The organism is Pseudomonas sp. Kh14 (assembly GCF_900291005.1).
GTDB classification, from domain to species: Bacteria; Pseudomonadota; Gammaproteobacteria; order Pseudomonadales; family Pseudomonadaceae; genus Aquipseudomonas; species Aquipseudomonas alloputida.
The window spans coordinates 110825-137797 of record NZ_OLKJ01000037.1; the positions used below are offsets into that span (position 1 = coordinate 110825).

A 26973-nucleotide genomic window follows, 5' to 3' on the forward strand; every position below is an offset into this window, starting at 1 on the left:
GCCCTTTCGCGACGCAAGGCCACTCCACATTGACCGTGATGCTTTCAACACGAATGTTTAGCCAAGTGCGATGTAAAGGTTGCCATTCACTGCTTTAATCAACCTTACGCCGCATGTGAGTATCAAAGGCATGACTCCCGCCCAGCCCATCGCCCCACCGTCGTCCCGCCCTTCGCTGCCGAAGGCCCGGAGCCGTGCCGGGGAAAATCCGCTGGTCCACATCATCCTTGCCTTCTGGGCCTTGTGGCACTGCCGTCACGCGCGCCCACCGGACACCTCGCTCACGCCATTGTGACCAAACCCGGCCACCGTCTGGCCGTTTGACTCAACTGGGCCGCCTGCTTGCGCGGTGGCCCTGCGCGCCTATGAGCGAATTGATCATGCACTTTGCCCCTGTAGAGCAGGCTACCCGTTTTCTGGCCGACAACCCCGATATCGAGCTGTTCGAACTGTTCATCCTCGACGCCAACGGTGTGCCACGCGGCAAGCTGTTGCACCGCGAGGAACTGCTGGCCGTGTACCAGACAGGCCGGCCACTGCCCAGCACCATCCTTGGCTTGACCCTCAATGGCGACGACGTGGAAAACTCCGGCCTGGTGTGGGACGTAGGCGATATCGACTGCCGTGCCTACCCGCTTGACGGCAGCCTGGTGCGGCTGCCCTGGCGACGGGTGCCAACCGCTGCAGTGCAGGTGAGCATGCACCCCAGCGAGGGGCTGCCGGCCAGCATCGCTGACCCACGCCATGTGCTGCTGCGCACCATCGAAGCGTTGAAGGCCGATGGTTACCACCCGGTGATGGCCTGCGAGCTGGAGTTCTACCTGCTTGACCAGCAGCGTGATGCCCAGGGCCGCCCACAACCGGCACTGGACAACGATGGCGGTCGCCCACGCAGCACCCAGGTCTATGGCCTGCGCGAACTGGAGCAGATCGAACCGTTCCTCGCCGACCTGTACGCTGCCTGCAAGGCCCAGGGCATCCCGGCGCGCACGGCCATTTCCGAGTACGCCCCGGGCCAGGTGGAAATCACCCTGGAGCATGGCGATGCGCTGCAGGCGATGGACCAGGCGGTGCGCTACAAGCGCCTGGTAAAAGGTGTGGCCCATGCCCACGGCATGCAGGCCTGCTTCATGGCCAAGCCATTTGCCCAACTGGCCGGCACCGGCATGCACATGCACCTGAGCCTGGCCGACAGCGCCGGCAACAACCTGTTCGCCAGCGAAGACAAGGCCGGTACCCCGCTGCTGCGCCAGGCCGTGGCCGGCATGCTGCGGCACCTGCGCGACTCGCTGTTGCTGTTCTGCCCCAACGCCAACTCGTACCGACGTTTCCAGGCCAACAGCTATGCGCCCCTGGCGCCAACCTGGGGCGTGGACAACCGCACCGTGAGCCTGCGTGTGCCAGGAGGCCCTGCCAACAGTCGCCATGTGGAGCACCGCATCTGTGGCGCAGATGCCAACCCTTACCTGGCTGCAGCGGCGATCCTTGCTGCCAGCCACCGCGGCATCCGCGAACAGCTTGACCCAGGTGCCCCCGTTGAAGGCAACGGTTACGCTCAGGCCACCGAACACCTGCCCACCGACTGGCTGACCACACTCGACGCCCTGCAACATTCCGAATGGGCCCGTGAAGCATTGGGCGAAGACTTCCTTGGCGTGTACCTGAAGGTCAAGCGCGCCGAGTACCGCCAGTTCATGGCTGAAGTCAGCGAACAGGACTGGCGCTGGTACCTGCACCAGGCCTGAGCCCCTACAAAACAAGGAACACCCATGAACGCAGCATTGAACAACGGCCCGGCAAAGCGCGCGCCGTCCTATTACAGCGCCACCCTCAACGACCACAGCGAGTACCCGCAACTCAAAGGCACCGTGCAGGTGGATGTGGCGATCATCGGCGGTGGCTTTACGGGCGTGGCCACGGCGGTTGAACTGGCCGAGCGCGGCCTGAAGGTCGCCATCGTCGAAACCAACCGTATCGGCTGGGGCGCCAGCGGTCGCAACGGCGGCCAGGTCACCGGCAGCCTGTCGGGCGACGAGGCCATGCGCTCGCAGATGCGCAACCACCTGGGCGCCGAAGTGGACGATTTCATCTGGCACTTGCGCTGGCGCGGGCACCAGGTGATCGAACAGCGCGTGGCGCGCTATGGCATCGATTGCGACCTCAAGCGTGGCCATCTGCATGCAGCCATGAAGCCTTCGCACATGAACGAACTGCGTGCGTTCGAGGCCGAAGCACAGCGCCGCGGCATGGGCGAGCAGGTGCAACTGCTCGATCGCGCTGCAGTGGCCGAGCATCTGCAAAGCCCGCTTTATCTGGGTGCGTTGAAGAACCTGCGCAACCTGCACCTGCACCCACTCAACCTGTGCCTGGGGGAAGCCCGTGCCGCGCATGGCCTGGGTGCACTGATATTCGAAAATTCCGAAGTGCTGGACATCGTCCATGGCCCGCGCCCGGCGGTGGTTACCGCCCACGGCCGGGTCGAGGCACGCCAGGTGATGTTGGCCGGCGATGTGTATCACAAGCTCGAAAAGCGCCAGCTCAAGGGCAAGATCTTCCCGGCCATGGGCGGTATCGTCACCACCGCGCCGCTGGGTGAGCTGGCCGAGCAGATCAACCCGCAGGACCTGGCGGTGTACGACTGCCGCTTCGTCCTCGACTACTACCGCCTGACGGCCGACAAGCGCCTGCTGTTCGGCGGCGGCGCCAACTACTCAGGCAAGGATTCACGCGACATCGAAGGCGAATTGCGCCCCTGCATCGAACGCACCTTCCCGGCATTGAAGGGGGTGCCGATCGAGTTCCAGTGGAGCTGCGCCATGGGCATCGTGGTCAACCGCATCCCGCAGCTGGGCAAGCTGTCGGACAACGTGTGGTACTGCCAGGGTTACTCGGGGCACGGCATTGCCACCAGCCACATCATGGGCGAGATCATGGCCGAAGCGTTGACCGGGACGCTGGAGAAGTTCGACACCTTCGCCCAGTGCAAGCATGTGCGGGTGCCGATGGGAGACTTGCTGGGGAACCCGCTGCTGGCGGCGGGGATGTGGTATTACCAGATGCTCGAGAAGCTGCGCTGAGTTGCGCGGATGTAGGAGCGGGTTTACCCGCGAAAGGGCCGGCCCTGCTGACCGATCTCCACCCGCCATTCACCGTTTTCGCCACTACCGTATTCGCGGGTAAACCCGCGCCTACAGGGGCTCACAATGTCTGAAGACGGCGCCGCATCTTATTGTGGGGCCTTATGTCGCGAAAGGGGCGCATAGCGCCCCCAGCCATCGTTGCATTACCGCCGAAATCCCAGGGCCGCGTCTCGGCCCTTTCGCGACACGAGGCCGCTCCCACACTGAGCGTGCAGGCCTGTGGTCAGGCGATCTTCTTCAAGCCTTGCTTCTTGAGCTCTTCATCACGCAGTTCGCGGCGCAGGATCTTGCCCACGTTGGTGGTAGGCAGCGAATCGCGAAACTCGATGTGGCGCGGTACCTTGTAGCCGGTAACGTTGGCGCGCATGTGCTCCATCACCTGCTCCTTGGTCACGGTCATGCCCGGCTTGACCACGATGAAGACCTTGATCACTTCACCCGACTTCTCGTCCGGCACACCGATGGCTGCGCACTGCAGCACGCCCGGCAAGGCCGCCAACACGTCTTCCAGCTCGTTGGGGTACACGTTGAAGCCCGAGACCAGGATCATGTCTTTCTTGCGGTCGACGATGCGCATGTAGCCGTCCGCCTGGATCACGGCGATGTCACCGGTCTTCAGCCAGCCTTCGCTGTCGAGAATCTCGGCCGTGGCGTCTTCACGCTGCCAGTAGCCCTTCATCACCTGCGGGCCCTTGACACACAGCTCGCCCACTTCGCCAAGCGGCAGCTCATTGCCGGCATCGTCGATGACCTTGCACAGGGTCGACGGCACCGGAATACCGATGGTGCCCACCTGGTTCGCTTCCGACGGGTTCACCGCCGCCACCGGGCTGGTTTCGGTCATGCCGTAGCCTTCGCAGATGGCGCAACCGGTAACGGCCTTCCAGCGCTCGGCCACGCTTAGCTGCAAGGCCATGCCGCCCGACAGGGTGATTTTCAGCGCCGAGAAATCCAGGGCTCGGAACGCCTCGTTATTGCACAGGGCAACGAACAGGGTGTTGAGGCCCACAAAGCCGCTGAACTTCCACTTGCCCAGTTCCTTGACCATCGCCGGCAAGTCTCGCGGGTTGCTGATCAGCACGTTGTGGTTGCCGATCAGCATCATCGCCATGCAATGGAAGGTAAACGCATAGATGTGGTACAGCGGCAGCGGGGTGATGAGGATTTCGCAGCCTTCGTGCAGGTTGGAGCCCATCAGTGCCCGGCACTGCAGCATGTTGGCCACCAGGTTGCGGTGGGTCAGCATGGCGCCTTTGGCCACACCGGTGGTACCGCCGGTGTACTGCAGCACCGCCACGTCGTTGGCCTGCGGGTTGGCTTCGGTCACTGGCTGGCCCTTGCCCAGCGCCAGGGCGTCATTGAAACGCACGGCCTGTGGCAGGTTGTAGGCCGGCACCATCTTCTTCACGTACTTGATCACGCTGTTGATCAGCAGGCGCTTGAGTGGCGGCAGCAGGTCGGCCACTTCAGTGACGATAACGTGCCTGACCTTGGTTTTGGGCACCACTTTCTCGGCCAGGTGGGCCATGTTGGCCAGGCACACCAGGGCCTTGGCACCCGAGTCGTTGAACTGGTGTTCCATCTCCCGCGCGGTGTACAGCGGGTTGGTGTTGACCACGATCAGCCCGGCACGCATGGCACCGAAGACCGCGACCGGGTATTGCAGGACATTGGGCAGTTGCACGGCAATGCGGTCACCCGGCTTGAGGTCGGTATGCTGCTGCAGCCAGGCGGCAAACGCCCCCGACAACGCATACAACTCGCCATAAGTGATAGTCTTGCCCAGGTTGCTAAAGGCCGGTTTGTCGGCAAAGCGTTGGCAGGATTGCTTGAGTACTGCCTGGATATTGGGGAATTCGTCAGGATTGATTTCCGCCGTAATCCCGGCTGGGTACTTATCCTTCCAAAAATTTTCGATCATGGAAGCCCACTCCTTCAGCAACAGCGAAGTTCGATTCACGCGTCGATGCGCTTATTATTGATATGAGATGACGGTTCGTTGCAAACCGGATCATCTGGAAGCGGGCCGAGAGTAACAGCTTTGTCTGGGGTCGCCTAGAGGCCAAAACAGGCCTCTCGGTCACAAAAATGACTCAATGAACAATACAGGTCATTTTTAGAGTAATTATCCAAAATGTCGCAGATAAGGCTGTATATGGCCTGTTAGAGCGGTTTGAGGCATTCGCGGGTAAACCCGCTCCTACATTGGGCGGTGTAGGAGCGGGTTTACCCGCGAAGAAGCCATCCCGGTATCACGCTATATCGCGCAACTCCCGCCGCAAAATCTTGCCCACCGGCGTCATGGGCAACGATTCACGCAGCACGATGTGCTTGGGTACTTTGTAGCCAGTGAAGTTGGCCTTGCAGTAGTCCTTCAGCTCATCAACGCTCAGCCCCCCCTCGCGCGGCACCACGAACAGCTTGACCGCCTCGCCGGAACGCTCGTCCGGCACGCCGATAGCCGCACAGTTGGCGACCTTGGGGTGCCCCATCACCACATCCTCGATTTCGTTGGGGTAAACATTGAAGCCCGAGACGATGATCATGTCCTTCTTGCGGTCGACAATGCGGGTGAAGCCGTCCGGGTCGATCACCGCGATATCACCGGTCTTGAACCAGCCTTCTGCATCCAGTGCCTGGGCCGTTGCTTCGGGCTGCTGCCAGTACCCCTTCATGACCTGCGGGCCTTTGATGCAAAGCTCGCCCCGCTCGCCCAGCGGCAGTTCGTTGCCGTCATCATCGATGACCTTGAACGCAGTACCCGCCACGGGGATGCCCACCGTCCCCAGACGCGCCAGCTGGCCGTATGGGTTGGTGCTGGCTACCGGCGAGGTTTCTGTCAGGCCGTAGCCTTCAACGATACGGCACCCGGTAAGGTTTTCCCAACGCTCGGCGGTCGCTTTGACCAGCGCTGTGCCACCAGAGTTGGTGACCTTCAGCGCCGAGAAGTCCAGCTGACGGAAACCCGGGTGGTCCATCAGTGCGACAAACAGGGTATTGAGGCCCAGCAAGGCAGAGAAACGCCACTTGCCCAGTTCCTTGATGAAGCCGGGAATATCCCGCGGGTTGGTAATCAGCACGTTATGGTTGCCGGTGACCATCATGCACATGCAATTCGCGGTGAAGGCATAGATGTGGTACAGCGGCAGCGGCGCGATCATCACTTCCTGGCCGTCCTTCAGCAGCTTCTGCCCATCGGGGCCGTGCTGCGAGAAGCAGGCCAGCACCTGCAGCATGTTGGCCACCAGGTTGCCATGGGTGAGCATGGCGCCCTTGGCCAGGCCAGTGGTGCCGCCGGTGTACTGCAGCACGGCGATGTCATCGAGGTTCAGCGACACCGGTTTGGGCGACAGCCCGCGGCCCTCGCGCAGCACCTGCTTGAACGGCACCGCCTGGGGCAACTGGTAGGCCGGCACCATCTTCTTCAACTTGTCGACCACGGTGTTGACCAGCCAGCCCTTGGCGGCCGGCAGCAGGTCGCCCATCTTTGCCTCGATCAGGTACTCGATACCGGTATCGGGCAGCACCTCCTGCACGCGCTTGCCGAACATGTTCAGGTACACCAGCGCACGCGCGCCACTGTCCTTGAACTGGTGGCGCATCTCGCGCTCGGTGTACAGCGGATTGGTATTGACCACGATCAGCCCGGCGCGCATGGCACCGAATACGGCGATGGGGTACTGCAGCACATTAGGCATCTGCACGGCAATGCGCTCACCCGGTTTGAGGTCGGTGTGCTGCTGCAACCAGGCAGCGAAGGCTGCCGAATGGCGTTCCAGTTCCGCGTAGCTGAGGGTCACGCCCAGGTTGCTGAACGCCGGGCGGTCGGCAAAGCGCTTGCAGGAGCGCTCGAACACCTCGACGACCGAGGCGTAGGCATTGATGTCGATGGTGGAAGGCACGCCTGCCGGGCGCTTGTCATTCCAGAAGTCGGCTTGCATTTATTATTGTTCCTCTGCCTGGACCTGCACTGCGTCCTTTAGTCCTTTACCTGACCGCCTGCTGGCGAAAAGGCGTTGATTCGACGTTAGCAGGTAAACCCAAGGTGGCATATACGCCAAGTGCCGCCATTAACATTGTGAATCTTATTTGTGCCCCTCCTGCAATCCGGCCGGTTGTGCATACACTGTTCGGGTAACCGCGCGCACAAGGACCCGCCATGCCTCACGATGCCTTCTGGCTGCCCGCCAGTGAGCACTGCAGCCTGTACGTACACCAATGGCTGCCGGCCACACCGGTAAAGGCCGTGGTGCTGCTGGCCCATGGCATGGCCGAGCATGCCGGGCGCTACCACCGTCTGGGCCAGGCCCTGAGCGAGGCCGGCTTTGCCCTGTTCGCTGCCGATCAGCGTGGCCACGGGCGCACTGCCGAACTGGGCAGTCTCGGCCTGTTTGCCCGTCATCATGGCTGGAATGCCGTGGTCAATGACCTGGGGTGTGTGGCCCAGCACATCGGCCAGCAGTTCCCGTGCACGCCGCTGTTCCTGTTCGGCCACAGCATGGGCAGCTACATCGCCCAGGCTTACCTGCTGCATCACAGTGGCAGCCTGCACGGGGCGATCCTCAGCGGCTCCAACTATCAACCGGCCGTGCTGTACCGCTTTGCGCGGCTGATTGCCCGGCTGGAGTCCTGGCGCCAGGGGCCACTGGGCAAGAGTGCACTGATCGAATGGTTGTCCTTCGGTTCGTTCAACAACGCCTTCAAGCCCAACCGCACGGCCTTCGACTGGCTCAGCCGCGACCCGGGCGAGGTCGATCAGTACGTGAATGACCCGTTGTGCGGCTTTCGCTGCACCAACCAGTTGTGGCTCGATCTGCTGCAAGGCTTGGCGCAGATCAGTCAGCCGGGTAACCTCGCGCAGATCGATCCCAACCTGCCGATGCTGGTGATCGGCGGTGAATGTGATCCGGTCAGTGCCGGCAAGCGTCTCACCCATCTGGCCGACGCCCTGCGCGCGACCGGCAACCGACATGTACAGCTGCGCATCTATCCTGAGGCGCGGCATGAAGTACTCAACGAAACCAACCGTGGCGAGGTCATCGCCGATATTCTCGGCTGGCTGGAACAGGCGCTGGCCCTTGGCCGCCCTGCGCGCAGTGAATGATAGCCGCCCTCGCCCAACGCTTAAGGAAGCATCGATGTCCCAGGTCACCAACACGCCTTACGAAGCCCTCGAAGTCGGCCAGAAGGCCGAGTACAAGAAGTCCGTTGAAGAACGCGACATCCAACTGTTCGCTGCGATGTCCGGTGACCACAACCCGGTTCATCTGGATGCCGAGTTCGCCGCCAAGAGCATGTTCCGCGAACGTATTGCCCATGGCATGTTCAGCGGCGCGCTGATCAGTGCTGCAGTGGCCTGCACCCTCCCTGGCCCTGGCACCATCTACCTGGGCCAGCAGATGAGCTTCCAGAAACCGGTGAAAATCGGCGACACCCTGACCGTGCGCCTGGAAATCCTCGAGAAGCTGCCCAAGTTCAAGGTGCGCATCGCCACCAATGTGTACAACCAGAACGACGAGCTGGTGGTCGCGGGTGAAGCCGAGATTCTGGCGCCGCGCAAGCAGCAGACCGTCGAGCTGGTGTCGCCGCCGAATTTCGTGGCGAGCTGAGGTGTGATGCAGCCAGCATCTTCTTCAAGGCTGCTCTCCTGGGTAACCCGCTAACGCGTTGATTTGGCAGGCATCCTGTGGGAGCGGGCTTGCCCGCCAAGAGGCCGGCACACCTCACATCATTCGATAGCCTGCAAACGCCGCTCGATATACCGCCGCTCAGGCGCCTGCCGGGTCAAGGCCAGCGCCTGCCGCCAGGCCGCCCGCGCCTCTTCCACCTGTCCCAGCTGGCAATGCAACTCGGCGCGTGCCGCATGTGCCAGGTGATAGTCCAGCAACTCCCCCCGTGCCAGAATCCCTTCGACTTCCCGCAAGCCAGCCTCCGGCCCATCCCGCTTCGCCAGCGCCACCGCCCGGTTAAGCGCCACCACCGCTGATGGCCAATACCGCTGCAACACGTCATACAGCCCGACGATCTCTCCCCAGTCCGTCTCTTCAGCCGTCGCCGCTTCGGCATGCACGGCAGCAATCGCCGCCTGGATGGTATAGGCCCCGAATGCACGGCTCTGCAGGGCCTGGCGCACCAGAGCACAGCCCTCGGCAATGAACTGCCGGTCCCACAAGCTACGGTCCTGCTGCTCCAGAACCACCAAATCGCCTTTGCCATCGATGCGCGCCCGCTGCCGGGACGCCTGCAACAACATCAACGCCAGCAGGCCGACCGCCTCCGGGTCGGGCAGCAACTGCACCAGCAACCGCGCCAGGCGAATGGCTTCATCGCTCAGCGCCTGCTGCAGCAGTGTCTCGCCCGATGACGCCGAATAGCCCTCGTTGAACACCAGGTAGATCACCCGCAACACGCTTTCCAGGCGCTCGGGCAGTTCACTCAGCTCCGGTACCTGGTACGGTATGCCCGCGTCACGGATCTTGGCCTTGGCGCGCACAATACGCTGGGCGATGGTGGCCGGGCTTTGCAGAAAGGCGCGGGCGATCTGCTCGGTCGTCAGGTCGCAGACTTCGCGAAGCGTCAATGGCACCTGAGCGTCGGCCGACAGGGCCGGATGGCAACAGGTGAAGATCAGCCGCAGGCGGTCATCCACCAGCAGCTCTTCTTCACTGGGATCCTGCGCCTGGTCATCCAGCAGCATGCTCAAGTCCGCCTGGGAGCGGTCGAAGCGGACGCGCCGGCGCAGCGCGTCGATGGCCTTGAAGCGCCCGACAGAAACCAGCCACGCTCGCGGGTTGGCGGGAATACCGTCGCGTTGCCAGCGTTCGACGGCAATGAAGAAGGCATCATGCATGGCCTCCTCGGCCAGGTCGAAATCACCCAGCAAGCGGATCAGTGTCGCCAGTATGCGCCGCGACTCCTGCCGATACACAGCCTCGACTTCGGCGCGCACCTGGGCCAGTGCGGCCATCAGTCGGGCATCCGCTGGGTCACCACCTCCACCAGGCGGTCCAGGCTTTCTCCCCAGCCTTGGTGGAAGCCCATTTCTTCATGGGCCCGGCAGTCGGTGGCATTCCAGTGCCAGGCCCGGGCGGTGTAGCGGGTTTTGCCCTGTTCCTCGTCAAAGCTGATCACGGCGGTCATGAAGGCCTTGTCCGATGGCACCCAACCGGGGCCGAAGGCATCAGTGAACACCAGCCGGCGTGGCGCGGCAATTTCCAGAAAAACGCCCTGGTTGGGGTACTCGCTGCCATCCGGCGCCCGCATCAAGGTGCGAAACAGGCCACCGGCCCACAGCTGCATTTCACACTCCGGGGTGGTCATGCCGTGCGGCCCCCACCACTGCATCAGCCACTGGGGTTCGGTCCAGGCGCGAAATACCTTGGCCGGTGGGGCGTCGATCAGGCGGCTGATGGATAACTCGTGTTGCGCCTGGGCAATGGGGGCAAGGCTCATGCTGATTGTTCTCCTTGGCTGTCAGGGTTGCAGCTCACGCACCGGTCGCACCTCGACACTGCCGACCCGCGCGGCAGGGATGCCTTTGGCGATATTCAGCGCTTCGTTTAGGTCGCGGGCCTCCACCAGGTAAAAGCCGGCCAGTTGCTCCTTGGTTTCGGCGAACGGGCCGTCGGTCAGGCTCATGTGTCCGTTGCGCATGCGTACCGTGGTGGCCGTCTGCACCGGCTTCAGCGCCTCGGCCGCCAGCATGCGCCCGGAACCCTGAATGGCTTCGGCGTAGGCCATGCATTCGGCGTCTGCCGGGCTGTCGGGCAGGCTGTGCAACAGCCCCTCGTCACAATAGACCAGGCACAGGTATTTCATGGTCGCCTCCAGGGTATTGGCAAAGTGCGTTTGGCGATAACGGCTCAGGGCTTGAGATCGAACAGGGCTTTTTGCGTTTCCATATCGAAAGGCGCCGACCAGTGTTCGTGAATTACCTGCCACTGGCCGCCTTGACGACGATAGCCCACCGTGGCGCGCATGAAGCCGCACTGGCTTTCGTCGTCGCCCGGGCCGCAGCGGTTCAGCCAATGGGCCAGGGCCAGATCGCCAGCGGCGTGCACGGTGAGTTGGGCAAGTTCGAACACCATGGGGCCGGGACACATGCCCATGCACATTTCCCAGTGCGCCGTGTAGGCTGACTTGCCTTTGAATTGCAGAGCCTGGATGGCATCGAAGGCGACGATATCGTCGGCGTAGGGGGCGATGATGCCCGGGATGTCGCGATCGCGCACGGCTTGCATCCAGCGCTCGATCAATTGACGGATTTCGGATTCGGCTGCGGTGCTCATCGGGGTACCTCCGAAAGATCATAGGGGGTGGGGCACGGTGTGAAGCGTGCCTTCAGCTATGGTCGAACGGTAAGCGGAGGATTCGACAGGCGGGGGAAATTATTCTGTATTGGCGGAGCACCTGTGAGATCGCATCAGGGTTAGCAAGTGCCCGCCACAGCGTTTTCAGACCCTGTGGCGGGCACCGCCAGTCAACCCTGCTGGCAACCTTCACCCATGGCCCGGTACTGAATGGTGTGCACCTGGCCCTGATGGTCTTCATAGGTCATGGTCGCAGGTACCACTTCGCAGACATTGGGGATGGTCGACAGGTTGATCACCCGCTTGATGTCCAGGTTCATCGAGTAGTCATACTGCTGAGCCACAGGCTCGCTGGAGACGGGTTTGGCCTCATCGGCGAGGGCGAACGAGGACATACCGACCAATGCAAGAATCAGTAATGGTTTCATGTGGTTTTGCCTTTTGAGCGTTCAAGCTGATCGATTGACTTCTATTGCCGTATCCGGCGCGGAGAAGTTGTCATCTAGGGTCTAGATGGCACGAAGTACCGATCCCGCTTCGTACTGCCAGGGGGGATGAACAAAATTCTACTCCCGGCCAGTAATAGTTGAACCCCGGAGTCGGATATTCACCCTTGCCGGTTTTGCAACAATCTGCGACAAAGTGGCCGCAAGTCATTAGGCCAGAGCCTCTGGCCACGTTTCAGGGTAGGACTCGCCATTTCTGAAAAATTGTCCTGTTCGAGGCTTTCGGACACAGAACGCCGTTTGCTGGACCACTTCTACCGCCAGCACAGCTCACGCATGCGCGCTGCAAGCGACGCCGCACTTTGGGTAGCACGGGCCCCTGGCATCATCGCCGGACTGAGCCTGAGTGCGGTGGGTGAGGGATTCTGGCTGACGGGCCTGTTCGTCGCCCCGCGGCGGCGCAACCAAGGGGTGGCTGCACGGTTGGTCGAGGCAGCACTGGCGCAGGTTGACGGGCCCGTCTGGCTGTTCTGTCATCCCGACCTGACGCCCTTCTACCAGCGCCTGGGTTTCGACCTGGCCCAACAGCTGCCAGAACCCCTGGCCAGCCGCCTGCAACGCTATCAGCGCAACAAACGCCTGGTAGCCCTGCAGCGAGGTCAGTCGTCGCTGACCTCAAGCCCAGGGAACAGCACCTCGGTGTAGCCGAACCTGGCAAAGTCCTGGATGCGCGAGGGGTATAGCCGGCCGATCAAGTGGTCGCACTCGTGTTGCACCACCCGCGCATGGAAGCCATCGGCAAAGCGGTTGATCGGGCTGCCCTGGGGGTCGATCCCTTGGTAGCAGATATGCTTGAAGCGCGGCACCACGCCGCGCAAACCAGGCACCGACAGACACCCCTCCCAGCCGTCCTCGACCTCGCTGGAGGTCGGGGTGATGACCGGATTCAGCAGAATGGTCTGCGGCACCGCCTCGGCATCGGGGTATCGCTCGCTGCGCTCGAAGCCGAAGATCACCAACTGCAGGTCGATGCCGACCTGCGGGGCGGCCAGGCCCACACCGCCGACGTGACGCATGGTTTCGAACATGTCGTCGATCAATTGCTGCAGTTCGGCACTGCCAAGCATGTGCTCGGGCACTGGCGGAGCGATGCGCAGCAGGCGTTCGTCGCCCATCTTGAGAATGTCACGGATCATCAGGGGTTCGGCTCGACGCTATGAGGCTTGCTCGGGTTCGGGTGCTCGTGACCCAATACAGTCAAGGTTTCCTTGGGTTTTTCCCCGTCGAAGTCTTTCTCGCCCGGGTTCTTGCCTTCGGCTGACATGTGCTCGATCACCGCATTCATTTCGGCGCCGAGCAGCAGCACGGCAGCCGAAATATAGAAATACAGCAACAGCACGATGATTGCACCAATGCTGCCGTACATGGCGTTGTAGTCGGCAAAGGTCTTCACGTAGTAGGCAAAGCCCAGTGAGGCCACGATCCACACTACAACCGCCAGCACCGAGCCCGGGGTGATGAAGCGAAACTGCTGTTCCACATCAGGCATCACGTAATAGATCAGGGCCACTGCCACCATCAGCAGAATGATGATCACCGGCCAGCGCAGGATGGTCCACAGTGTGACGATGAACTCCTGCATGCCGATCTGGGCAGCTATCCATTCCATCACCTGCGGGCCGAGCACCATCAGCGCTGCGGCCGCCAGCAGCATGCCAGCCAGGCCCACGGTGTAGAAAATGGAAAGCGGGATACGCTTCCACACCGGGCGACCTTCGGGCACATCGTAAGCGGCGTTCATGGCGCTCATCATCAGGCGCACGCCGGCGGAGGCGGTCCACAGGGCGATCACGATACCCACCGACAGCAGCCCACCCTTGGATTGTTGCAACTGGTCGATCACCGGATTCACCTGCTCCAGCGCCTGGGGCGGCAATACCAGTTCCGATTGCAGACGCAGCCAGGAGAAAAAGTCCGGCAAGTGCAGGAAACCGATCAGGGCAATCAGGAACAACAGGAAGGGAAATAGCGAGAACAGCGCCTGGTAGGCCAGCGCTGAGGCATAGGTGGACATCTCGTCGTCGAGGAATTCCTTGACGGTGCGAACCAGCACGCGGTGCAGGGGCAAGCCGCGCAGGTCGGGGAAAATCATAGCGTCTCCTTTCGCCGCTTGATCGTTACACAGGCAAGTCTAATAGACCCTGTCCGTGCTGTGCTGCTCCCGGCCGTGGTTGAAGAATTTGCTTACCAATAGTGCGGGTCTCTTCGCGGGTTCGCCCGAGAAGAGACCCGCACCGCCTCAAGTCAAGGTTTCTTCACCGCATCCTTCACATTGCCCTTGACCTGCTGCGCCTCGCCTTTGAGCTCCTGCGCCTTGCCTTCGGCCCGCAGCTTGTCGTTGTCGGTCACCTTGCCAACACCCTGTTTCACGTTGCCGATCGCTTCGTTGGCCAAGCCTTTCGCTTTGTCTTTAGTACCGCTCATGGCAAAACTCCTGCAAATGGAGACACGTGAACCGTGTCGACAGAAGGTTGACCCAACGCCTGGGCCAGGAGTTTCAACGGATTTCCCGGCCAGAAGCCGAACGGTAAAACTGCAGGCGAATACCGTCCAAGCCCGCGAAGAGGCCGGCACTGGCACCGCAAGTCACAAACCTTGCTCCGCCCCGTGCCACCCCTCACAATGCAGGCCTTCATAGCGTCAACGCGCAGGAACCTGCATGAAACTCGACAAACCCGCCGCCATCGCCCGGCGCAACGAAGCACTGGCACGGCCGGTGCTGACCAGCAGCAATACTCTGTTCGCCACTCTGGACAGCAAACGCAACCTGTGGTGGTTCGAAGTGCCAGTGGCACTGCTGGGCAAGGGCCAGGCCGACTGGGTCAACCTGCTGCTGCACACGCCGGAAAGCGATGAGCTGCAGCACCTGAAGGTGCCCACCAATTTCCTCAAGGCTCACCTTGAGCAAATGGAAGTGCGCAAGCCTGGCAAGCGCCGCTCCACCATCAGCCTGGCCCTCAGCGCCGACCGTGACTCGCTGCTGCGCGACACCCGTCCGGGTGGCGAGCAGCTGGACTTCCGCAACTTCGTACAGGCGTAAGGCCGTCAGGCTTTCTCGATGCGATCGTCATGGATGACGATCAGGCCCTGCTTGAACAACCCGCCAATGGCCTTCTTGAAGTTGCCCTTGCTGACGTTAAACAGCTTGCTGATCAACGCAGGGTCACTCTTGTCGCACACCCCCAACACCCCGCCTTCGGCTTCCAGGCGCGCCATGATCTGCTCTTGCAGGGTGTCCGCCAGGGCGGCGCCTACCGGCTGCAGGCTCAGTGAAATCTTGCCGTCCTGGCGCACTTCCTTGATGAAGCCCTTCTCGTGCATGCCCGAGCGCAAGAACTTGAACACCTCGTTCTTGTGGATCAGGCCCCAGTGGCGGTTGTTGATGATGGCCTTGAAGCCCATCGGCGTTTCGCCGGCCACCAGCAGCTCGACCGGCTGGCCAACCTTGTAGTCGGCCGGGGTGACATCGAGGTAGCGGTCCAGGCGCGACGTGGCAGTGATCCGGCGGGTGCGCTTGTCGAGGTACACGTGCACCACGCAGTAATCACCGATCTTCAGAGGCCGTGCCTCTTCCGAGTACGGCATCAGCAGGTCCTTGGACAGGCCCCAGTCCAGGAAGATACCGGCACCGTTGATGTCCTTGACCTTCAGGCTGGCGAACTCGCCAACCTGCACCTTGGGCTTCTCGGTGGTGGCGATCAGCTGGTCTTCGCTGTCCAGGTAGATGAACACGTTCAACCAGTCATCGACTTCGGTCTCGGCGTTTTTCGGGATATAGCGCCCGGGCAGCAGTATTTCGCCATCGGCGCCGCCGTCCAGGTACAGACCGAAGTCCACGTGTTTCACGATTTGCAAACTGTTGTAACGCCCAAGCAGAGCCATTTCCGATGATCCTCAAGACAAGGCGGCTATTCTACACCTGAAGCCACCACATGGCCCGACCACTCATGCAGTGGAACCGCCAGGCCGCACTTGCATCTACCTTCTGGCCAGCCTGAGGAAGGAACAGCACATGCCGCTACGCCTGCCCAAAGCCCTGCTTATCGCCATCGGCTTCGCCCTGGCCTTGGCCGCCTGCAGCCGCATCGACCTGGCCTATCGCAACCTCGACCGCCTGGTGCCGTGGTCGCTGAGCGACTACCTGGACATGAACCGCGAGCAAAGGGCGCTGCTGGACGATCGGTTGCGCGAGCACCTGGCCTGGCATTGCAAGACTCAACTGCCCGGCTACCTCGACTGGCTCGACCGGCTACGTGACATGGTCGCCGACGACCAGGTCACCGACCAGGCCCTGCAGCAAAGCACCCGCGAGGTCCGTGAGGCAATTGGTCGAGTGGCCGAGGAAATCACCCCTTCGGCCACCGAACTGCTGCGCGGCATGAGCGACAACCAGGTAGCGCAGATGCGTGAAGCCTTCCGCGATGACATCAGTGAACGGCAGAAGCAGTATGTGGATACGCCATTGCCGAAGCAGATGGCCCGCCGTAGCGAACGCATGGAAAAACGCCTGACGCCATGGTTTGGCGAGTTGACGGCGGTACAGAAGCAACGCATCCAGACCTGGTCTCAAGCGCTGGGTGACCAGAACCGTGAATGGATCGCCAACCGTGCCCACTGGCAGCAGCAATTACTGTTGGCAATGAACCAGCGCAACGACTCCAGCTTCCAACCGCGCCTGGCGACCTTGTTGCAACGCAAGGAGAGTTTGTGGACACCCGAATACCGGGCGGCATATCAGAATGCCGAGCAGCAGGCACGCAGCCTGCTGGTGGACCTGGTGCGACAAAGCACCCCGCAGCAGCGGAGATTCCTGCAGGAACGGCTGGGCAAGGTGCGGACCCATTTGAGCGAGATGAAGTGTTTGAAGGAGTGACAGGCCTGTTCGAGCTGATTCACCGGGCCTTGCGCCGATACGGAAACACATCGATCACTTTCCCTTCACGTATCGCCGCCTGCAGCCCCTTCCAGTAATCCGCGTCATACAGTTCCCCATGCAAGCGGCTGAACAACCGCCGCTGGCCCATATCGGCAAACAGAAACGGCGGAAACTCTTCGGGAAACACATCATGCGGCCCGATCGAGTACCACGGCTCGCCCGACATTTCGTCCTCCGGGTAACGCGGTGGCGGGATGTGGCGGAAATTCACCTCGGTCAGAAAGCTGATTTCGTCATAGTCGTAAAACACTACCCGGCCATGACGGGTCACACCAAAGTTCTTCAGCAACATGTCGCCGGGGAAGATGTTCGCCGCCGCCAACTGCTTGATGGCCAGGCCGTAGTCCTCCAGCGCCTCCAGCACCTGGCCCTCGGTGGCCTGCTCCAAGTACAGGTTCAACGGCGTCATGCGCCGCTCGGTCCAACAGTGGCGAATCAGCACCGTGTCGCCCTCCAGCGCCACCGTCGACGGTGCCACCTCCAGCAACTCGGCCAGGCAATCCGGCTCGAACTTGCTGCGCGGAAAGCGAAAATCGGCAAACTCCTGGGTGTCGGCCATACGCCCCACCCGGTCGACGCTCTTCACCAGCCGGTACTTGTCGATCACCGTGGCGCGGTCCACGGTTTTCGATGGCGAGAAGCGGTCCTTGATGATCTTGAACACGGTATTGAAGCCGGGCAAGGTGAACACGCTCATGACCATGCCCCGCACCCCTGGCGCCATGACAAAGCGGTCATCACTGCTGGCCAGGTGGTTGATCAGTGCGCGGTAGAACTCCGACTTGCCCTGCTTGTAGAACCCGATCGAGGTATACAGCTCGGCAATGTGCTTGCCCGGCAGGATGCGCTTGAGGAAATTGACGAACTCGGCGGGCACCGGGACATCGGCCATGAAGTAAGAGCGGGTGAACGAAAAGATGATCGACACCTCGGCCTCGTCGGTGATCAGTGCATCGGCCTCGATGCCGTGGCCCTCGCGGTGCAACAAGGGAATCACCAACGGCCACTGCTCATCGCTGTTGTACAGGCGGCCGACCAGATAGGCCCCCTTGTTGCGGTAAAGCACGGGTACAAACAGCTCCACGGCCAGCGCCGGGTCCTTGCACACCCAGTCGGGCAGGCATTCGCGCAGTTGTTCTTCCAGCCGCGCCAGGTCGCCTTCCAGGTCGCCATAAGGCATGTCGAACGGGTAATCGGCGAACACCGCACGCAGCAAGTTCCTGAGACTGCCGTCAAGCCGATAGGTACGGGTTTGCGCGGCGCGCTCGCGGCCGCGCATGGAAGGCCGGGTAGTGTGGATGAACATGCAGCCGTCGCTGATCAGGTCATGGCTGAACAGGCTGCAAAACAGCGAGTTGTACCAGGTCTCTGCCAACTCGTCGTCCAGGCGGGGGTCAATCAGGTGGATATAGGCGTTTTTCACCAGAGGCCACTGTTCCACGTCCAGCAGCACCTCTGCGGCAAAGGCCTGGCGCAGCCAACCGTTGACTTCGGCGACTTTCTCTTCATAGAGATTGATGCGGGCAGCGGCGGCCTGCTGAATATCCTGCCAACGCGCCTGCTCGAAGCGCTGGCGAGCACCAAGGGTGATGCGCTGGAAATGATCGCGGTAGTCGTCGAAGCCGGCGAGGATCATCCGGGCGATTTCGACAGCGGGCCAGGGCTGGGACATGCGTGGTGCCTCGGAGCTGGGATTGAGTACAGAGCTTAGCCGCCCTTGGCTTCATGGGTTACTGCCATTGAAGGCCAGAGCTGTAGTTGCAGCTGCCTTGCCCAGAGCCCCGCAGCCCCAAGAGGAATTACACAGCAAGAAAGCACAAGAATCCCCCCGCCCCCTGGCGTACACTCGCGCCCCTGCCTTACCTCCGGAGACCGTTGTGAGCCCCATCGCCCTAGCCCGCCTGCTGACCCTTGCCGCCGTCTGGGGAGCGAGTTTCCTGTTCATGCGCATCATCGCCCCCGAACTGGGTACGGTGCCGACCGCGTTCTTCCGGGTCTCCATCGCCTGCCTGGGCCTGATCGTGATACTGGCCGCCGCCCGTGTGCGCTGGGACTTCCAGGGCAAGCTCGGCGCGTGCCTGGTGCTGGGCATGATCAACTCCGGCATCCCCGCCACCTTCTACTCGGTGGCGGCCCAGGTGCTGCCGGCCGGCTATTCGGCAATCTTCAACGCCACCACCCCGTTGATGGGCGTGCTGGTCGGCGTACTGTTCTTCCGCGAGCCAATGACCCTGGCCAAACTCTGCGGCATCTTCCTTGGCCTGTTCGGCGTCGGCATCCTTAGCGGCGCCGGCCCGGTGGCACTGGACATGGCCCTGCTGCAAGGCGCCCTCGCCTGCCTGGCGGCCACCACCTGCTACGGCTTTGCCGGGTTCCTCGCCCGCCGCTGGATCAGTGGCCTGGACAGCCGTCTTTCCGCGCTGGGCAGCATGCTCGGCGCAACGCTCATGCTGACCCCGCTGTTCGGCTGGAGCGCACTCACCCAACCACCCGCCAGCTGGGGGGGCTGGGAGGTGTGGTTGTCGTTGCTGGGGCTGGGTTTGCTGTGCACCGCCTTTGCCTACATCCTGTACTTCCGCCTACTGGCCGAGATCGGACCGGTCAAAGCCAGTACCGTGACCTTCCTGATCCCGGTATTCGGCGTATTGTGGGGGGCATGGCTGCTGGATGAGCCGTTGTCGATGGCGCACCTATACGGCGGCCTGCTGATTGGCCTGGCCTTGTGGCTGGTGCTGCGCCCGGCGCGCAGCTGAAGCGGAGTACGGCATGAACAGCGCGTACAAAAAGGTCCTGTTCCGCCTGGAACAGGACGAGAACGGCTACCCACCGGCCTCGGTCGAGGGCCTGTGGGCCAAGGCTGTGGAAGGCGGCTATGCCATCGACAACATACCCTTCCATGTCTATGGCATCGCCCCGGGCGACGTGATCGACACTCGCGAGGAAGCAGGCGAAACCTGGTTCGCAGAACTGCGCCACAGCAGCGGCAGCTCGGTGTTCCGGGTGGTCGTCAAACCACCGGAAACCCTCGACCAGGTACGCGCAGCATTGCTGGATTTCGGCTGCGCCTGTGAAACCGAACAAGCAGTGAAGATGTTGGCGGTCGAGGTCCCGCCGCAACGCTCGCTCGATACCCTGCTCTACTACCTGCTCACCCAGCGCGAAGCCGGCCTGCTGGACTTCGAGGAAGGCGTGTTGCGCCACGCCATCCCCGAAGAGTTCCGCTAGGGCCTACGCTTCCGCCAGGCGCGCGGCGGGCTTGCGAAACACGAACAGCAGCCCAACCACGATCAGCCCCATGCCCAGCAGGCTGAGTGGTGCCAGGCGGTTACCGAAGATCAGCAAGTCCATCACCGCAGTCACCGCCGGCACCAGGTAGAACAGGCTGGTGACATTGACCAGGTTGCCCTTGGCGATCAGCCGGTACAGCAGCAAGGTTGCCAGCAGCGAGACCACCAGGCCCATCCACAGCAGCGCACCGACGAAGCTGCCGGTCCACTCGACATGAAGCGGTTGCAGAGGTGCGAACAGCGCGCACATGGCAAAGCCGGCCAGGTACTGCAGCGGTAGTGTGCCCATGGGGTTGTCGGTAATGCGCTTCTGCAGGATCGAGCCAAAGGTCATGCTGACCAGCGCCAGCAGGGCGAACAGCATGCCCGCCAGCGAAACCCCGCCCAGGTTGATGCCCTGGTAGACCACCATGATCAAGCCGCCCAACCCCAAACCCAGGCCGAACAAACGGCTCCAGGAGCGCTGGCGTTCCATCAGCACCACGGTGAGGATCGGTTGTACCCCCATCACCGTGGCCATGACGCCGGGGGTGACATGGGTATCAAGCGCCAACAGATAAAAGATCTGATAGGCACCGAGCAGCACACACCCTGTACCAAGGGCGCGCAGAATGCTCCCGCGAGTACGCGGCCAGCGCAGCCCTAGCAACGGGCCGATCAGCAACAGGCCAGCCAGGGCCAGCGCCGAGCGCAACAGCAGGAAGGCGAACGGGCTGGCATGCGCCAGGCCGAGCTTGGAGACGATCGCCCCGCTGCTCCACAGCAGGACGAACAGGCAGGTAGTGGCCGCAGAGGCCACGGACGTTTTGGTAAAGACAGACATGAATTGCCACCTGATAGTAGGCAGATAAGCCAAACGGACGGCGTGCGCTTCAACGTGAGCAGTGGCCGACCGTGTTCAGTAGGTTGCGCGTGTGAAGGGGTACGGCAAGAAGCCGATCAGCCCAGCACGACCACGCAATGAGGCGGAGCTACGCCGCCTACGACGCCACTGACAGGTGGTGGGGAGTGACAGATCATGACCGGCTGCTGGCTACCACGCACGACCATGCCCGCGACTGGCGCGATGGCAAAGCGTGTGGTGGAAGGGATGGCGGGCATGACAGGGTTCTTTGCAGAAGTGAATGTTCTGGAATATAGCGAGTGATTCTTCGCAGCACAACCCCGCTTCCACGCGCGCGCCCTCGTCCTTGAAGGATGAGGCGCACAGGTGGCAGCGGGCTGGCCCCGCAAAGATGCCGGTTAGACCAGAAGAAATCAGAACAACCAGCGATACAACAGATACGCCACCACCACCGCCAGTACCGGCCGCAGCACGCGGTAAGCCTTGGGGTTGGCGCGCTTGAACTGCTTCACGTGGTTGCTGATCCTGTTGCTGAAGCGCTTGCTCCAGGCGTACGCCTGGTTGATCCCGCCCACGCGCTCGTCGTCGGTGTTCTGCGGCGCGGTGGCGCGGCCGAGGAAGGCACTGACCTTACGGTTGATGCGCGTCATCAGCGGGCTACTCAGCGGGCGCTCGATGTCGCAGAACAGGATCACGCGGGTAACGTCGGTTTCGTTCTTGACCCAGTGCACGTAGGTTTCGTCGAACATCACGTCTTCGCCATCACGCCAGGCGTACTGCTCACCGTCCACGTAGATGCGGCATGCGTCGGAGTTGGGCGTGGACAGCCCCAGGTGATAACGCAGCGAGCCTGCGAACGGGTCGCGGTGCGGGTTCAGGTGGCTGCCGCCGGGCAGCAGGGCAAACATTGCGCCCTTGACATTGGGGATGCGGCTGACCAGCTCGACAGTGCGCGGGCACAGGGTTTGCGCCGAAGGCAGAGGTTTGTCGTACCACTTCAGGTAAAAGCGCTTCCAGCCCTTCTTGAAGAACGAACCGAAGCCGGCGTCGTTATCTTTCTCAGCGGCACGGATATAGCCTTCGTCGAACAGGCGCATGGCCTCTTCGCGGATTTCCTGCCAGTTGTCCTTCAATACGTCCAGCTCGGGGAAGCGCTGGCGATCCAGGTAGGGCTTGGACGGCACGCCGGAAAACAGGTACATCAACGCGTTGTAGGGGGCGAACAGCGCCGAATGGTTGACGAACTGGCGCAACACCGGCAAGCGGGCCTTGCCACGCAAGTGCACGAACAGCACGCTGCCGAAAAACACCAGCAAGACACCCGCCTTGGCTGCAAAGGAAAAGGTCATGCTTTCACTCCTTGAGGAAGAGTCAGGGCTGCGCTGCCTGCTCTCCAGAAAATCATCCTGCCATCATAAACCGATCCCGCCGCGGTAAAAACAACCCGGGCGGGATCGCATTCATGAAGATTTTGCAATAAACCAGGCCGCCGATTGTTGCGCCGGATCAGCGGCAAGGCCGATTACTGCTGGTTTTCCTGCTCGCTGAACATGTCGCTGAACAGCATGCTCGACAAATATCGCTCGCCCGAATCGGGCAGGATTACGACGATGGTCTTACCCTGCATTTCCGGTTTTTCGGCCAGGCGCACAGCTGCCGCCATTGCCGCACCGCAGGAAATACCACAAAGGATGCCCTCTTCCTGCATCAGGCGAATCGCCATGGCCTTGGACTCTTCGTCGGTCACCGTCACCACTTGGTCTACGATCGACAGGTCGAGGTTTTTCGGCACGAAGCCAGCGCCGATGCCCTGGATTTTGTGCGGGCTGGGCTTGAGTTCTTCGCCGGCCAGGGTCTGGCTGATCAGCGGCGATGCCACAGGCTCCACTGCCACCGACAGGATGGCCTTGCCCTGGGTATGTTTGATGTAACGCGACACGCCAGTAATGGTACCGCCAGTGCCCACGCCCGCCACCAGCACGTCGATGGTGCCGTCCGTGTCGTTCCAGATCTCAGGGCCGGTGGTTTTCTCGTGAATGGCCGGGTTGGCCGGGTTTTCGAACTGGCCCGGCAGGAAGTACTGCTCCGGGTCGGAGGCGACGATTTCGTTGGCCTTCTCGATCGCGCCCTTCATGCCCTTGGCCGGATCGGTCAATACCAGCTCGGCGCCCAGTGCCTTCAGCACCTTGCGGCGCTCCAGGCTCATCGAGGCGGGCATGGTCAGCATCAGCTTGTAGCCGCGGGCGGCGGCAACGAAGGCCAGGCCGATACCGGTGTTGCCCGAGGTGGGCTCGACGATGGTCATGCCCGGTTTGAGCCTGCCGCTGCTCTCGGCGTCCCAGACCATGTTCGCGCCGATGCGGCACTTGACCGAGTACCCGGGGTTGCGCCCTTCGATCTTGGCCAGGATGGTCACACCGCGCGGGGCGATGCGGTTGATCTGCACCAGCGGCGTGTTACCGATGGAGTGGGCGTTGTCTGCAAAGATACGGCTCATGGCAGGGGTCCTTGGCATGAAAAAGCAGGGAAATGCCTCAAGGGTAAGCCTGCGGCGGTGGCCCGTAAAGCCTGTTCGAACTCAGCCCGCCACGTTGCGGTCAACCGCACATCCCGCCTTGGAGACAGCCTCATGAAAGCCCGCTATCGCTGGCCGCTGGTCGGCCTGGCCAGCCTGATCGTGCTGCTGGTGGCGCTGCACCTGGCCCTGCCCTACCTGGTGCGCGACTACCTAAACGACAAGCTGGCCGACATGGGTGACTACCGCGGCCAGGTAGCCGATGTGGACCTGGCCTGGTGGCGCGGTGCCTATCAGATCAATGGGCTGAAAATCGTCAAGACCACCGGCAAGGTGCCCGTACCGTTTCTCGACGCCCCACTGATCGACCTTTCGGTGAGCTGGCGTTCGTTGTGGTACGACAAGGCAGTAGTGGCGGAGGTGACCTTCGTGCACCCCGAGCTGAACTTTGTCGACGGTGGTAGCAAACAGGCATCGCAGACCGGCCAAGGTACCGACTGGCGCCAGCAGCTGGAAAAACTCCTGCCCATCACCCTCAACGAAGTGCGTATCGACAATGGCGTGCTGACGTTCCGCAACTTCAATTCCAAGCCACCGGTCGACCTCAAGGCCACCCGGTTGAACGCCAGCATCCACAACTTGACCAACGTGCGCGACCAGCAAGGCCGTCGCGATGCAAGTTTCGAAGGGACGGCGCTCATCGCGGGGGATGCGAAGGTAGAAAGCCGTGCCACCTTCGACCCTTTCAGTGATTTCGACGACTTCGAATTCAGGCTTCGCGCCACCGGCATCGAGCTGCGCAAACTGAATGACTTTGCCAGCGCCTACGGCAAATTCGACTTCAATGCCGGGCACGGAGACGTGGTCATCGAGGCCCAGGCAGAAAACGGCCGGCTGAACGGCTATATAAAACCGCTGCTGCGCGATGTCGACGTGTTCGACTGGCAACAGGACGTCGAGGAAAAGGACAAGGGCTTCTTCCGCTCGGTGTGGGAGGCCCTGGTGGGTGCGACGGAGACGGTGCTGAAGAACCAGCCGAAAAACCAGTTCGCCACCCGGGTGGAACTCAGCGGCAGTGTGCGCCAACAGGATATCAGTGCCTTCGAAGCGTTCTTGCAGATCCTGCGCAATGGGTTTGTCCAGGCATTCAATGCGCGCTATGAGCAACCAGCGCCGAAGTCTGACTGAGACAGCGTGACGGGGCATTCAGGGACTGAATACCCGGTCTGCGTTTGCAGCCGCCTGGCCCCGCGTTATAGTCGGAAACAAATCCAGATCATGTGCTGCCTGTTCGGGCCTCTTCGCGGGTAATCCCGCTCCTACAACGTTATTAGGCGCGGGTTTACCCGCGAAGAGGCCCGCAAAGCCCTAAACAGAGGACAACCCCCCATGAAGTTCGAAGGCACCCGCGACTACGTCGCCACAGACGACCTGAAACTGGCGGTAAACGCGGCCATTACCCTCGAACGCCCGCTGTTGGTCAAGGGCGAACCGGGCACCGGCAAAACCATGCTCGCCGAGCAGTTGGCGGCCTCGTTCGGGGCGCGCCTGATCACCTGGCACATCAAATCCACCACCAAGGCCCACCAGGGGCTCTATGAGTACGACGCGGTCAGCCGCCTGCGCGACTCGCAGCTGGGCGTGGACAAGGTGCACGATGTGCGCAACTACCTGAAAAAGGGCAAGCTCTGGGAGGCCTTCGAGGCCGACGAGCGGGTTATCCTGCTGATCGACGAAATCGACAAGGCCGATATCGAATTCCCCAACGACCTGCTGCAAGAACTCGACAAGATGGAGTTCTACGTCTACGAAATCGACGAGACCATCAAGGCCAAACAGCGTCCGATCATCATCATTACCTCGAACAACGAAAAAGAGCTGCCGGACGCCTTCCTGCGCCGCTGCTTCTTCCACTACATCGCCTTCCCCGACCGCACTACCCTGCAGCAGATTGTCGACGTGCACTACCCGAACATCAGCCAGTCGCTGGTCAGCGAGGCGCTGGATGTGTTCTTCGACGTGCGCAAGGTGCCGGGCCTGAAGAAAAAGCCGTCCACCTCCGAGCTGGTCGACTGGCTCAAGCTGCTGATGGCCGACAACATCGGTGAAGCGGTGCTGCGCGAACGCGATCCGACCAAGGCCATCCCGCCGCTGGCCGGTGCGCTGGTAAAAAACGAGCAGGATGTACAACTGCTCGAGCGCCTGGCCTTCATGAGCCGGCGCGGCAACCGCTGACAGGAGCAGGACCATGCTGCTCAATCTGTTCAATGAGATGCGTGCGGCCAAGGTGCCGGTTTCGGTGCGTGAACTGCTCGACCTGCACCAGGCCTTGCAAAAGCGCGTGGTGTTCGCCGACATGGACGAGTTCTACTACCTCGCCCGCGCCATCCTGGTGAAGGATGAACGCCACTTCGACAAGTTCGACCGTGCCTTCGCAGCCTATTTCAAGGGCCTGGAAAACCTTGACCGGCACATTGAGGCACTGATCCCAGAAGACTGGCTGCGCAAGGAATTCGAGCGCTCGCTGACCGATGAAGAACGCGCGCAGATCCAGTCGCTCGGCGGCCTGGACAAGCTTATCGAGGCCTTCAAGCAGCGCCTCGAAGAGCAGAAGGAACGCCACGCTGGCGGCAACAAGTGGATTGGTACCGGCGGCACCAGCCCATTCGGCTCGGGCGGCTTCAACCCCGAGGGCATCCGCGTTGGTGAGGCCGGCAAGCGCCAGGGCAAGGCGGTAAAAGTCTGGGACCAACGCGAGTACAAGAACCTCGACGACCAGGTCGAGCTTGGCACCCGCAACATCAAGCTGGCCCTGCGCCGGCTGCGCAAGTTCGCCCGCGAAGGCGCCGCCGAAGAGCTGGACATCGACGGCACCATCGACCACACCGCGCGTGATGCCGGGTTGCTGAACATCCAGATGCGCCCCGAGCGGCGCAACACCGTGAAGCTGCTGTTGCTGTTCGACATTGGCGGTTCGATGGATGCCCACGTCAAAGTCTGCGAAGAGCTGTTCTCGGCCTGCAAGACCGAGTTCAAGCACCTGGAGTATTACTATTTCCACAATTGCGTTTATGAGTCGGTGTGGAAGAACAACCTGCGCCGCACGTCCGAACGTTTTTCCACCTTCGACCTGCTGCACAAGTACGGCGATGACTACAAGGTGGTGTTCGTCGGTGACGCGGCCATGGCGCCCTACGAGATCACCCAGCCGGGTGGCAGCGTGGAGCACTGGAACGAAGAAGCCGGGTATGTGTGGATCCAGCGTTTCATGGAAAAGTTCAGGAAGGTCATCTGGATCAACCCGTACCCCAAGCAGGCCTGGGAGTACACCGCCTCGACCCATCTGGTGCGCGACCTGATCGAGGACAAGATGTATCCGCTGACCCTGCAAGGGTTGGAGGACGGGATGCGCTACCTGTCCAAGTAACATCGCCGT

At 61.8% G+C, this 26973-nt stretch carries 28 protein-coding genes; 12 read left to right on the top strand and 16 right to left on the bottom strand.

The window, feature by feature from the left end:
* The first annotated feature begins 380 nt into the window (after window positions 1-380).
* Together FQ668_RS21580 and FQ668_RS21585 are read left to right on the top strand one after the other, a co-directional pair.
* Window positions 381-1745 (top strand): glutamine synthetase family protein, encoded by a 1365-nt coding sequence (locus FQ668_RS21580; protein WP_003254618.1) that lies wholly within the window; start codon window positions 381-383, stop codon window positions 1743-1745.
* 24 nt (window positions 1746-1769) lie between these two features.
* Entirely contained in the window at window positions 1770-3077 is a 1308-nt protein-coding gene (locus FQ668_RS21585; RefSeq protein ID WP_014590058.1) for an FAD-binding oxidoreductase, read from the top strand.
* A 286-nt stretch (window positions 3078-3363) separates the two neighbouring features.
* On the opposite strand, the gene fadD1 is transcribed toward FQ668_RS21585, so the two are convergent.
* The gene (gene fadD1, locus FQ668_RS21590) at window positions 3364-5061 is read right to left on the bottom strand and encodes a long-chain-fatty-acid--CoA ligase FadD1 (protein ID WP_014590057.1); all 1698 of its coding nucleotides are present in this window, start codon (window positions 5059-5061) and stop codon (window positions 3364-3366) included.
* 331 nt (window positions 5062-5392) lie between these two features.
* Complete coding sequence (gene fadD2 / locus FQ668_RS21595; protein WP_019436824.1) at window positions 5393-7081, bottom strand: long-chain-fatty-acid--CoA ligase FadD2; 1689 nt, start codon at window positions 7079-7081, stop codon at window positions 5393-5395.
* A 218-nt stretch (window positions 7082-7299) separates the two neighbouring features.
* Between fadD2 and FQ668_RS21600 the strand changes: the two genes are divergently transcribed.
* Together FQ668_RS21600 and FQ668_RS21605 are read left to right on the top strand one after the other, a co-directional pair.
* Window positions 7300-8244, top strand: coding sequence for an alpha/beta hydrolase (locus FQ668_RS21600; protein ID WP_014590055.1), 945 nt, complete (start codon window positions 7300-7302; stop codon window positions 8242-8244).
* A 34-nt stretch (window positions 8245-8278) separates the two neighbouring features.
* The gene (locus tag FQ668_RS21605) at window positions 8279-8749 is read left to right on the top strand and encodes a MaoC family dehydratase (RefSeq protein ID WP_003254624.1); all 471 of its coding nucleotides are present in this window, start codon (window positions 8279-8281) and stop codon (window positions 8747-8749) included.
* A 119-nt stretch (window positions 8750-8868) separates the two neighbouring features.
* Here FQ668_RS21605 and FQ668_RS21610 read toward each other — a convergent pair whose 3' ends face one another.
* The 5 genes from FQ668_RS21610 to FQ668_RS21630 all read right to left on the bottom strand — a co-directional run bounded on the left by FQ668_RS21610 (window position 8869) and on the right by FQ668_RS21630 (window position 11877).
* A complete protein-coding gene (locus FQ668_RS21610; protein WP_019436823.1) occupies window positions 8869-10107 on the bottom strand; it encodes an RNA polymerase sigma factor in 1239 nt (412 codons plus the stop codon).
* Window positions 10107-10592 (bottom strand): SRPBCC family protein, encoded by a 486-nt coding sequence (locus FQ668_RS21615; RefSeq protein WP_014590053.1) that lies wholly within the window; start codon window positions 10590-10592, stop codon window positions 10107-10109. The genes FQ668_RS21610 and FQ668_RS21615 overlap by 1 nt, the downstream gene beginning before the upstream one ends.
* A 21-nt stretch (window positions 10593-10613) precedes the next feature.
* On the bottom strand, window positions 10614-10958 hold the full coding sequence (locus FQ668_RS21620; RefSeq protein ID WP_014590052.1) for a YciI family protein: 345 nt from the start codon (window positions 10956-10958) through the stop codon (window positions 10614-10616).
* Window positions 10959-11002: 44 nt separating this feature from the next.
* Window positions 11003-11428: a nuclear transport factor 2 family protein gene (locus FQ668_RS21625; protein WP_014590051.1), complete on the bottom strand. Its 426-nt coding sequence runs from the start codon at window positions 11426-11428 to the stop codon at window positions 11003-11005.
* A gap of 191 nt (window positions 11429-11619) precedes the next feature.
* The gene (locus tag FQ668_RS21630) at window positions 11620-11877 is read right to left on the bottom strand and encodes a DUF2790 domain-containing protein (protein WP_003254632.1); all 258 of its coding nucleotides are present in this window, start codon (window positions 11875-11877) and stop codon (window positions 11620-11622) included.
* Window positions 11878-12195: 318 nt separating this feature from the next.
* Here FQ668_RS21630 and FQ668_RS21635 point away from each other — a divergent pair, with 318 nt between their 5' ends.
* Complete coding sequence (locus tag FQ668_RS21635; RefSeq protein WP_019436822.1) at window positions 12196-12600, top strand: GNAT family N-acetyltransferase; 405 nt, start codon at window positions 12196-12198, stop codon at window positions 12598-12600.
* On the opposite strand, the gene def is transcribed toward FQ668_RS21635, so the two are convergent.
* The 3 genes from def to FQ668_RS21650 all read right to left on the bottom strand — a co-directional run bounded on the left by def (window position 12555) and on the right by FQ668_RS21650 (window position 14379).
* Window positions 12555-13091, bottom strand: coding sequence for a peptide deformylase (gene def, locus FQ668_RS21640; RefSeq protein ID WP_019436821.1), 537 nt, complete (start codon window positions 13089-13091; stop codon window positions 12555-12557). The two genes, FQ668_RS21635 and def, sit on opposite strands and share 46 nt — an antisense overlap.
* Window positions 13091-14047 carry a YihY/virulence factor BrkB family protein gene (locus FQ668_RS21645; RefSeq protein WP_014590049.1) on the bottom strand — a complete coding sequence of 319 codons (957 nt, stop codon included), beginning with the start codon at window positions 14045-14047 and terminating at the stop codon, window positions 13091-13093. The genes def and FQ668_RS21645 overlap by 1 nt, the downstream gene beginning before the upstream one ends.
* Before the next feature lie 152 nt (window positions 14048-14199).
* Window positions 14200-14379 (bottom strand): CsbD family protein, encoded by a 180-nt coding sequence (locus tag FQ668_RS21650; protein WP_012051514.1) that lies wholly within the window; start codon window positions 14377-14379, stop codon window positions 14200-14202.
* Window positions 14380-14614: 235 nt separating this feature from the next.
* Here FQ668_RS21650 and FQ668_RS21655 point away from each other — a divergent pair, with 235 nt between their 5' ends.
* The gene (locus FQ668_RS21655; protein WP_014590048.1) at window positions 14615-14995 is read left to right on the top strand and encodes a hypothetical protein; all 381 of its coding nucleotides are present in this window, start codon (window positions 14615-14617) and stop codon (window positions 14993-14995) included.
* Window positions 14996-15000: 5 nt separating this feature from the next.
* Here FQ668_RS21655 and FQ668_RS21660 read toward each other — a convergent pair whose 3' ends face one another.
* The gene (locus FQ668_RS21660; protein WP_010955234.1) at window positions 15001-15837 is read right to left on the bottom strand and encodes a S1 RNA-binding domain-containing protein; all 837 of its coding nucleotides are present in this window, start codon (window positions 15835-15837) and stop codon (window positions 15001-15003) included.
* Between the two features lie 130 nt (window positions 15838-15967).
* Between FQ668_RS21660 and FQ668_RS21665 the strand changes: the two genes are divergently transcribed.
* The gene (locus tag FQ668_RS21665) at window positions 15968-16828 is read left to right on the top strand and encodes a DUF6279 family lipoprotein (RefSeq protein WP_019436820.1); all 861 of its coding nucleotides are present in this window, start codon (window positions 15968-15970) and stop codon (window positions 16826-16828) included.
* 19 nt (window positions 16829-16847) lie between these two features.
* On the opposite strand, the gene aceK is transcribed toward FQ668_RS21665, so the two are convergent.
* A complete protein-coding gene (gene aceK / locus FQ668_RS21670; RefSeq protein WP_010955236.1) occupies window positions 16848-18563 on the bottom strand; it encodes a bifunctional isocitrate dehydrogenase kinase/phosphatase in 1716 nt (571 codons plus the stop codon).
* A 205-nt stretch (window positions 18564-18768) separates the two neighbouring features.
* On the opposite strand from aceK, the gene FQ668_RS21675 reads away from it, so the two are divergent.
* Window positions 18769-19644 carry a DMT family transporter gene (locus FQ668_RS21675; protein ID WP_019436819.1) on the top strand — a complete coding sequence of 292 codons (876 nt, stop codon included), beginning with the start codon at window positions 18769-18771 and terminating at the stop codon, window positions 19642-19644.
* 13 nt (window positions 19645-19657) lie between these two features.
* Window positions 19658-20116 (top strand): DUF4265 domain-containing protein, encoded by a 459-nt coding sequence (locus FQ668_RS21680; RefSeq protein WP_019436818.1) that lies wholly within the window; start codon window positions 19658-19660, stop codon window positions 20114-20116.
* 3 nt (window positions 20117-20119) lie between these two features.
* Here the strand turns inward: FQ668_RS21680 and FQ668_RS21685 are convergent, their stop codons facing one another.
* From FQ668_RS21685 to cysK, 4 genes are all read right to left on the bottom strand, one after another.
* Window positions 20120-21001 carry a DMT family transporter gene (locus tag FQ668_RS21685; RefSeq protein ID WP_003254651.1) on the bottom strand — a complete coding sequence of 294 codons (882 nt, stop codon included), beginning with the start codon at window positions 20999-21001 and terminating at the stop codon, window positions 20120-20122.
* Between the two features lie 116 nt (window positions 21002-21117).
* A complete protein-coding gene (locus tag FQ668_RS29075) occupies window positions 21118-21279 on the bottom strand; it encodes a hypothetical protein (RefSeq protein ID WP_154070663.1) in 162 nt (53 codons plus the stop codon).
* 156 nt (window positions 21280-21435) lie between these two features.
* Complete coding sequence (locus FQ668_RS21690; RefSeq protein WP_014590045.1) at window positions 21436-22371, bottom strand: aspartyl/asparaginyl beta-hydroxylase domain-containing protein; 936 nt, start codon at window positions 22369-22371, stop codon at window positions 21436-21438.
* A gap of 173 nt (window positions 22372-22544) precedes the next feature.
* Entirely contained in the window at window positions 22545-23519 is a 975-nt protein-coding gene (gene cysK / locus FQ668_RS21695; RefSeq protein ID WP_019436817.1) for a cysteine synthase A, read from the bottom strand.
* A gap of 132 nt (window positions 23520-23651) precedes the next feature.
* Here cysK and FQ668_RS21700 point away from each other — a divergent pair, with 132 nt between their 5' ends.
* The 3 genes from FQ668_RS21700 to FQ668_RS21710 all read left to right on the top strand — a co-directional run bounded on the left by FQ668_RS21700 (window position 23652) and on the right by FQ668_RS21710 (window position 26964).
* Window positions 23652-24725: a DUF748 domain-containing protein gene (locus FQ668_RS21700; RefSeq protein ID WP_019436816.1), complete on the top strand. Its 1074-nt coding sequence runs from the start codon at window positions 23652-23654 to the stop codon at window positions 24723-24725.
* A 201-nt stretch (window positions 24726-24926) separates the two neighbouring features.
* A complete protein-coding gene (locus FQ668_RS21705; protein WP_003254658.1) occupies window positions 24927-25772 on the top strand; it encodes a MoxR family ATPase in 846 nt (281 codons plus the stop codon).
* A gap of 13 nt (window positions 25773-25785) precedes the next feature.
* Window positions 25786-26964, top strand: coding sequence for a VWA domain-containing protein (locus FQ668_RS21710; protein ID WP_010955243.1), 1179 nt, complete (start codon window positions 25786-25788; stop codon window positions 26962-26964).
* Window positions 26965-26973: the final 9 nt, after the last annotated feature.

Bases quoted from the DNA above. Each gene is read 5' to 3' on its own strand.
- FQ668_RS21580 (WP_003254618.1), top strand. From the start codon at position 381: ATGCACTTTGCCCCTGTAGAGCAGGCTACCCGTTTTCTGGCCGACAAC.
- FQ668_RS21585 (WP_014590058.1), top strand. From the start codon at position 1,770: ATGAACGCAGCATTGAACAACGGCCCGGCAAAGCGCGCGCCGTCCTAT.
- fadD1 (WP_014590057.1), bottom strand. From the start codon at position 5,061: ATGATCGAAAATTTTTGGAAGGATAAGTACCCAGCCGGGATTACGGCG.
- fadD2 (WP_019436824.1), bottom strand. From the start codon at position 7,081: ATGCAAGCCGACTTCTGGAATGACAAGCGCCCGGCAGGCGTGCCTTCC.
- FQ668_RS21600 (WP_014590055.1), top strand. From the start codon at position 7,300: ATGCCTCACGATGCCTTCTGGCTGCCCGCCAGTGAGCACTGCAGCCTG.
- FQ668_RS21605 (WP_003254624.1), top strand. From the start codon at position 8,279: ATGTCCCAGGTCACCAACACGCCTTACGAAGCCCTCGAAGTCGGCCAG.
- FQ668_RS21610 (WP_019436823.1), bottom strand. From the start codon at position 10,107: ATGGCCGCACTGGCCCAGGTGCGCGCCGAAGTCGAGGCTGTGTATCGG.
- FQ668_RS21615 (WP_014590053.1), bottom strand. From the start codon at position 10,592: ATGAGCCTTGCCCCCATTGCCCAGGCGCAACACGAGTTATCCATCAGC.
- FQ668_RS21620 (WP_014590052.1), bottom strand. From the start codon at position 10,958: ATGAAATACCTGTGCCTGGTCTATTGTGACGAGGGGCTGTTGCACAGC.
- FQ668_RS21625 (WP_014590051.1), bottom strand. From the start codon at position 11,428: ATGAGCACCGCAGCCGAATCCGAAATCCGTCAATTGATCGAGCGCTGG.
- FQ668_RS21630 (WP_003254632.1), bottom strand. From the start codon at position 11,877: ATGAAACCATTACTGATTCTTGCATTGGTCGGTATGTCCTCGTTCGCC.
- def (WP_019436821.1), bottom strand. From the start codon at position 13,091: ATGATCCGTGACATTCTCAAGATGGGCGACGAACGCCTGCTGCGCATC.
- FQ668_RS21645 (WP_014590049.1), bottom strand. From the start codon at position 14,047: ATGATTTTCCCCGACCTGCGCGGCTTGCCCCTGCACCGCGTGCTGGTT.
- FQ668_RS21650 (WP_012051514.1), bottom strand. From the start codon at position 14,379: ATGAGCGGTACTAAAGACAAAGCGAAAGGCTTGGCCAACGAAGCGATC.
- FQ668_RS21655 (WP_014590048.1), top strand. From the start codon at position 14,615: ATGAAACTCGACAAACCCGCCGCCATCGCCCGGCGCAACGAAGCACTG.
- FQ668_RS21660 (WP_010955234.1), bottom strand. From the start codon at position 15,837: ATGGCTCTGCTTGGGCGTTACAACAGTTTGCAAATCGTGAAACACGTG.
- FQ668_RS21665 (WP_019436820.1), top strand. From the start codon at position 15,968: ATGCCGCTACGCCTGCCCAAAGCCCTGCTTATCGCCATCGGCTTCGCC.
- aceK (WP_010955236.1), bottom strand. From the start codon at position 18,563: ATGTCCCAGCCCTGGCCCGCTGTCGAAATCGCCCGGATGATCCTCGCC.
- FQ668_RS21680 (WP_019436818.1), top strand. From the start codon at position 19,658: ATGAACAGCGCGTACAAAAAGGTCCTGTTCCGCCTGGAACAGGACGAG.
- FQ668_RS21685 (WP_003254651.1), bottom strand. From the start codon at position 21,001: ATGTCTGTCTTTACCAAAACGTCCGTGGCCTCTGCGGCCACTACCTGC.
- FQ668_RS29075 (WP_154070663.1), bottom strand. From the start codon at position 21,279: ATGCCCGCCATCCCTTCCACCACACGCTTTGCCATCGCGCCAGTCGCG.
- FQ668_RS21690 (WP_014590045.1), bottom strand. From the start codon at position 22,371: ATGACCTTTTCCTTTGCAGCCAAGGCGGGTGTCTTGCTGGTGTTTTTC.
- cysK (WP_019436817.1), bottom strand. From the start codon at position 23,519: ATGAGCCGTATCTTTGCAGACAACGCCCACTCCATCGGTAACACGCCG.
- FQ668_RS21700 (WP_019436816.1), top strand. From the start codon at position 23,652: ATGAAAGCCCGCTATCGCTGGCCGCTGGTCGGCCTGGCCAGCCTGATC.
- FQ668_RS21705 (WP_003254658.1), top strand. From the start codon at position 24,927: ATGAAGTTCGAAGGCACCCGCGACTACGTCGCCACAGACGACCTGAAA.
- FQ668_RS21710 (WP_010955243.1), top strand. From the start codon at position 25,786: ATGCTGCTCAATCTGTTCAATGAGATGCGTGCGGCCAAGGTGCCGGTT.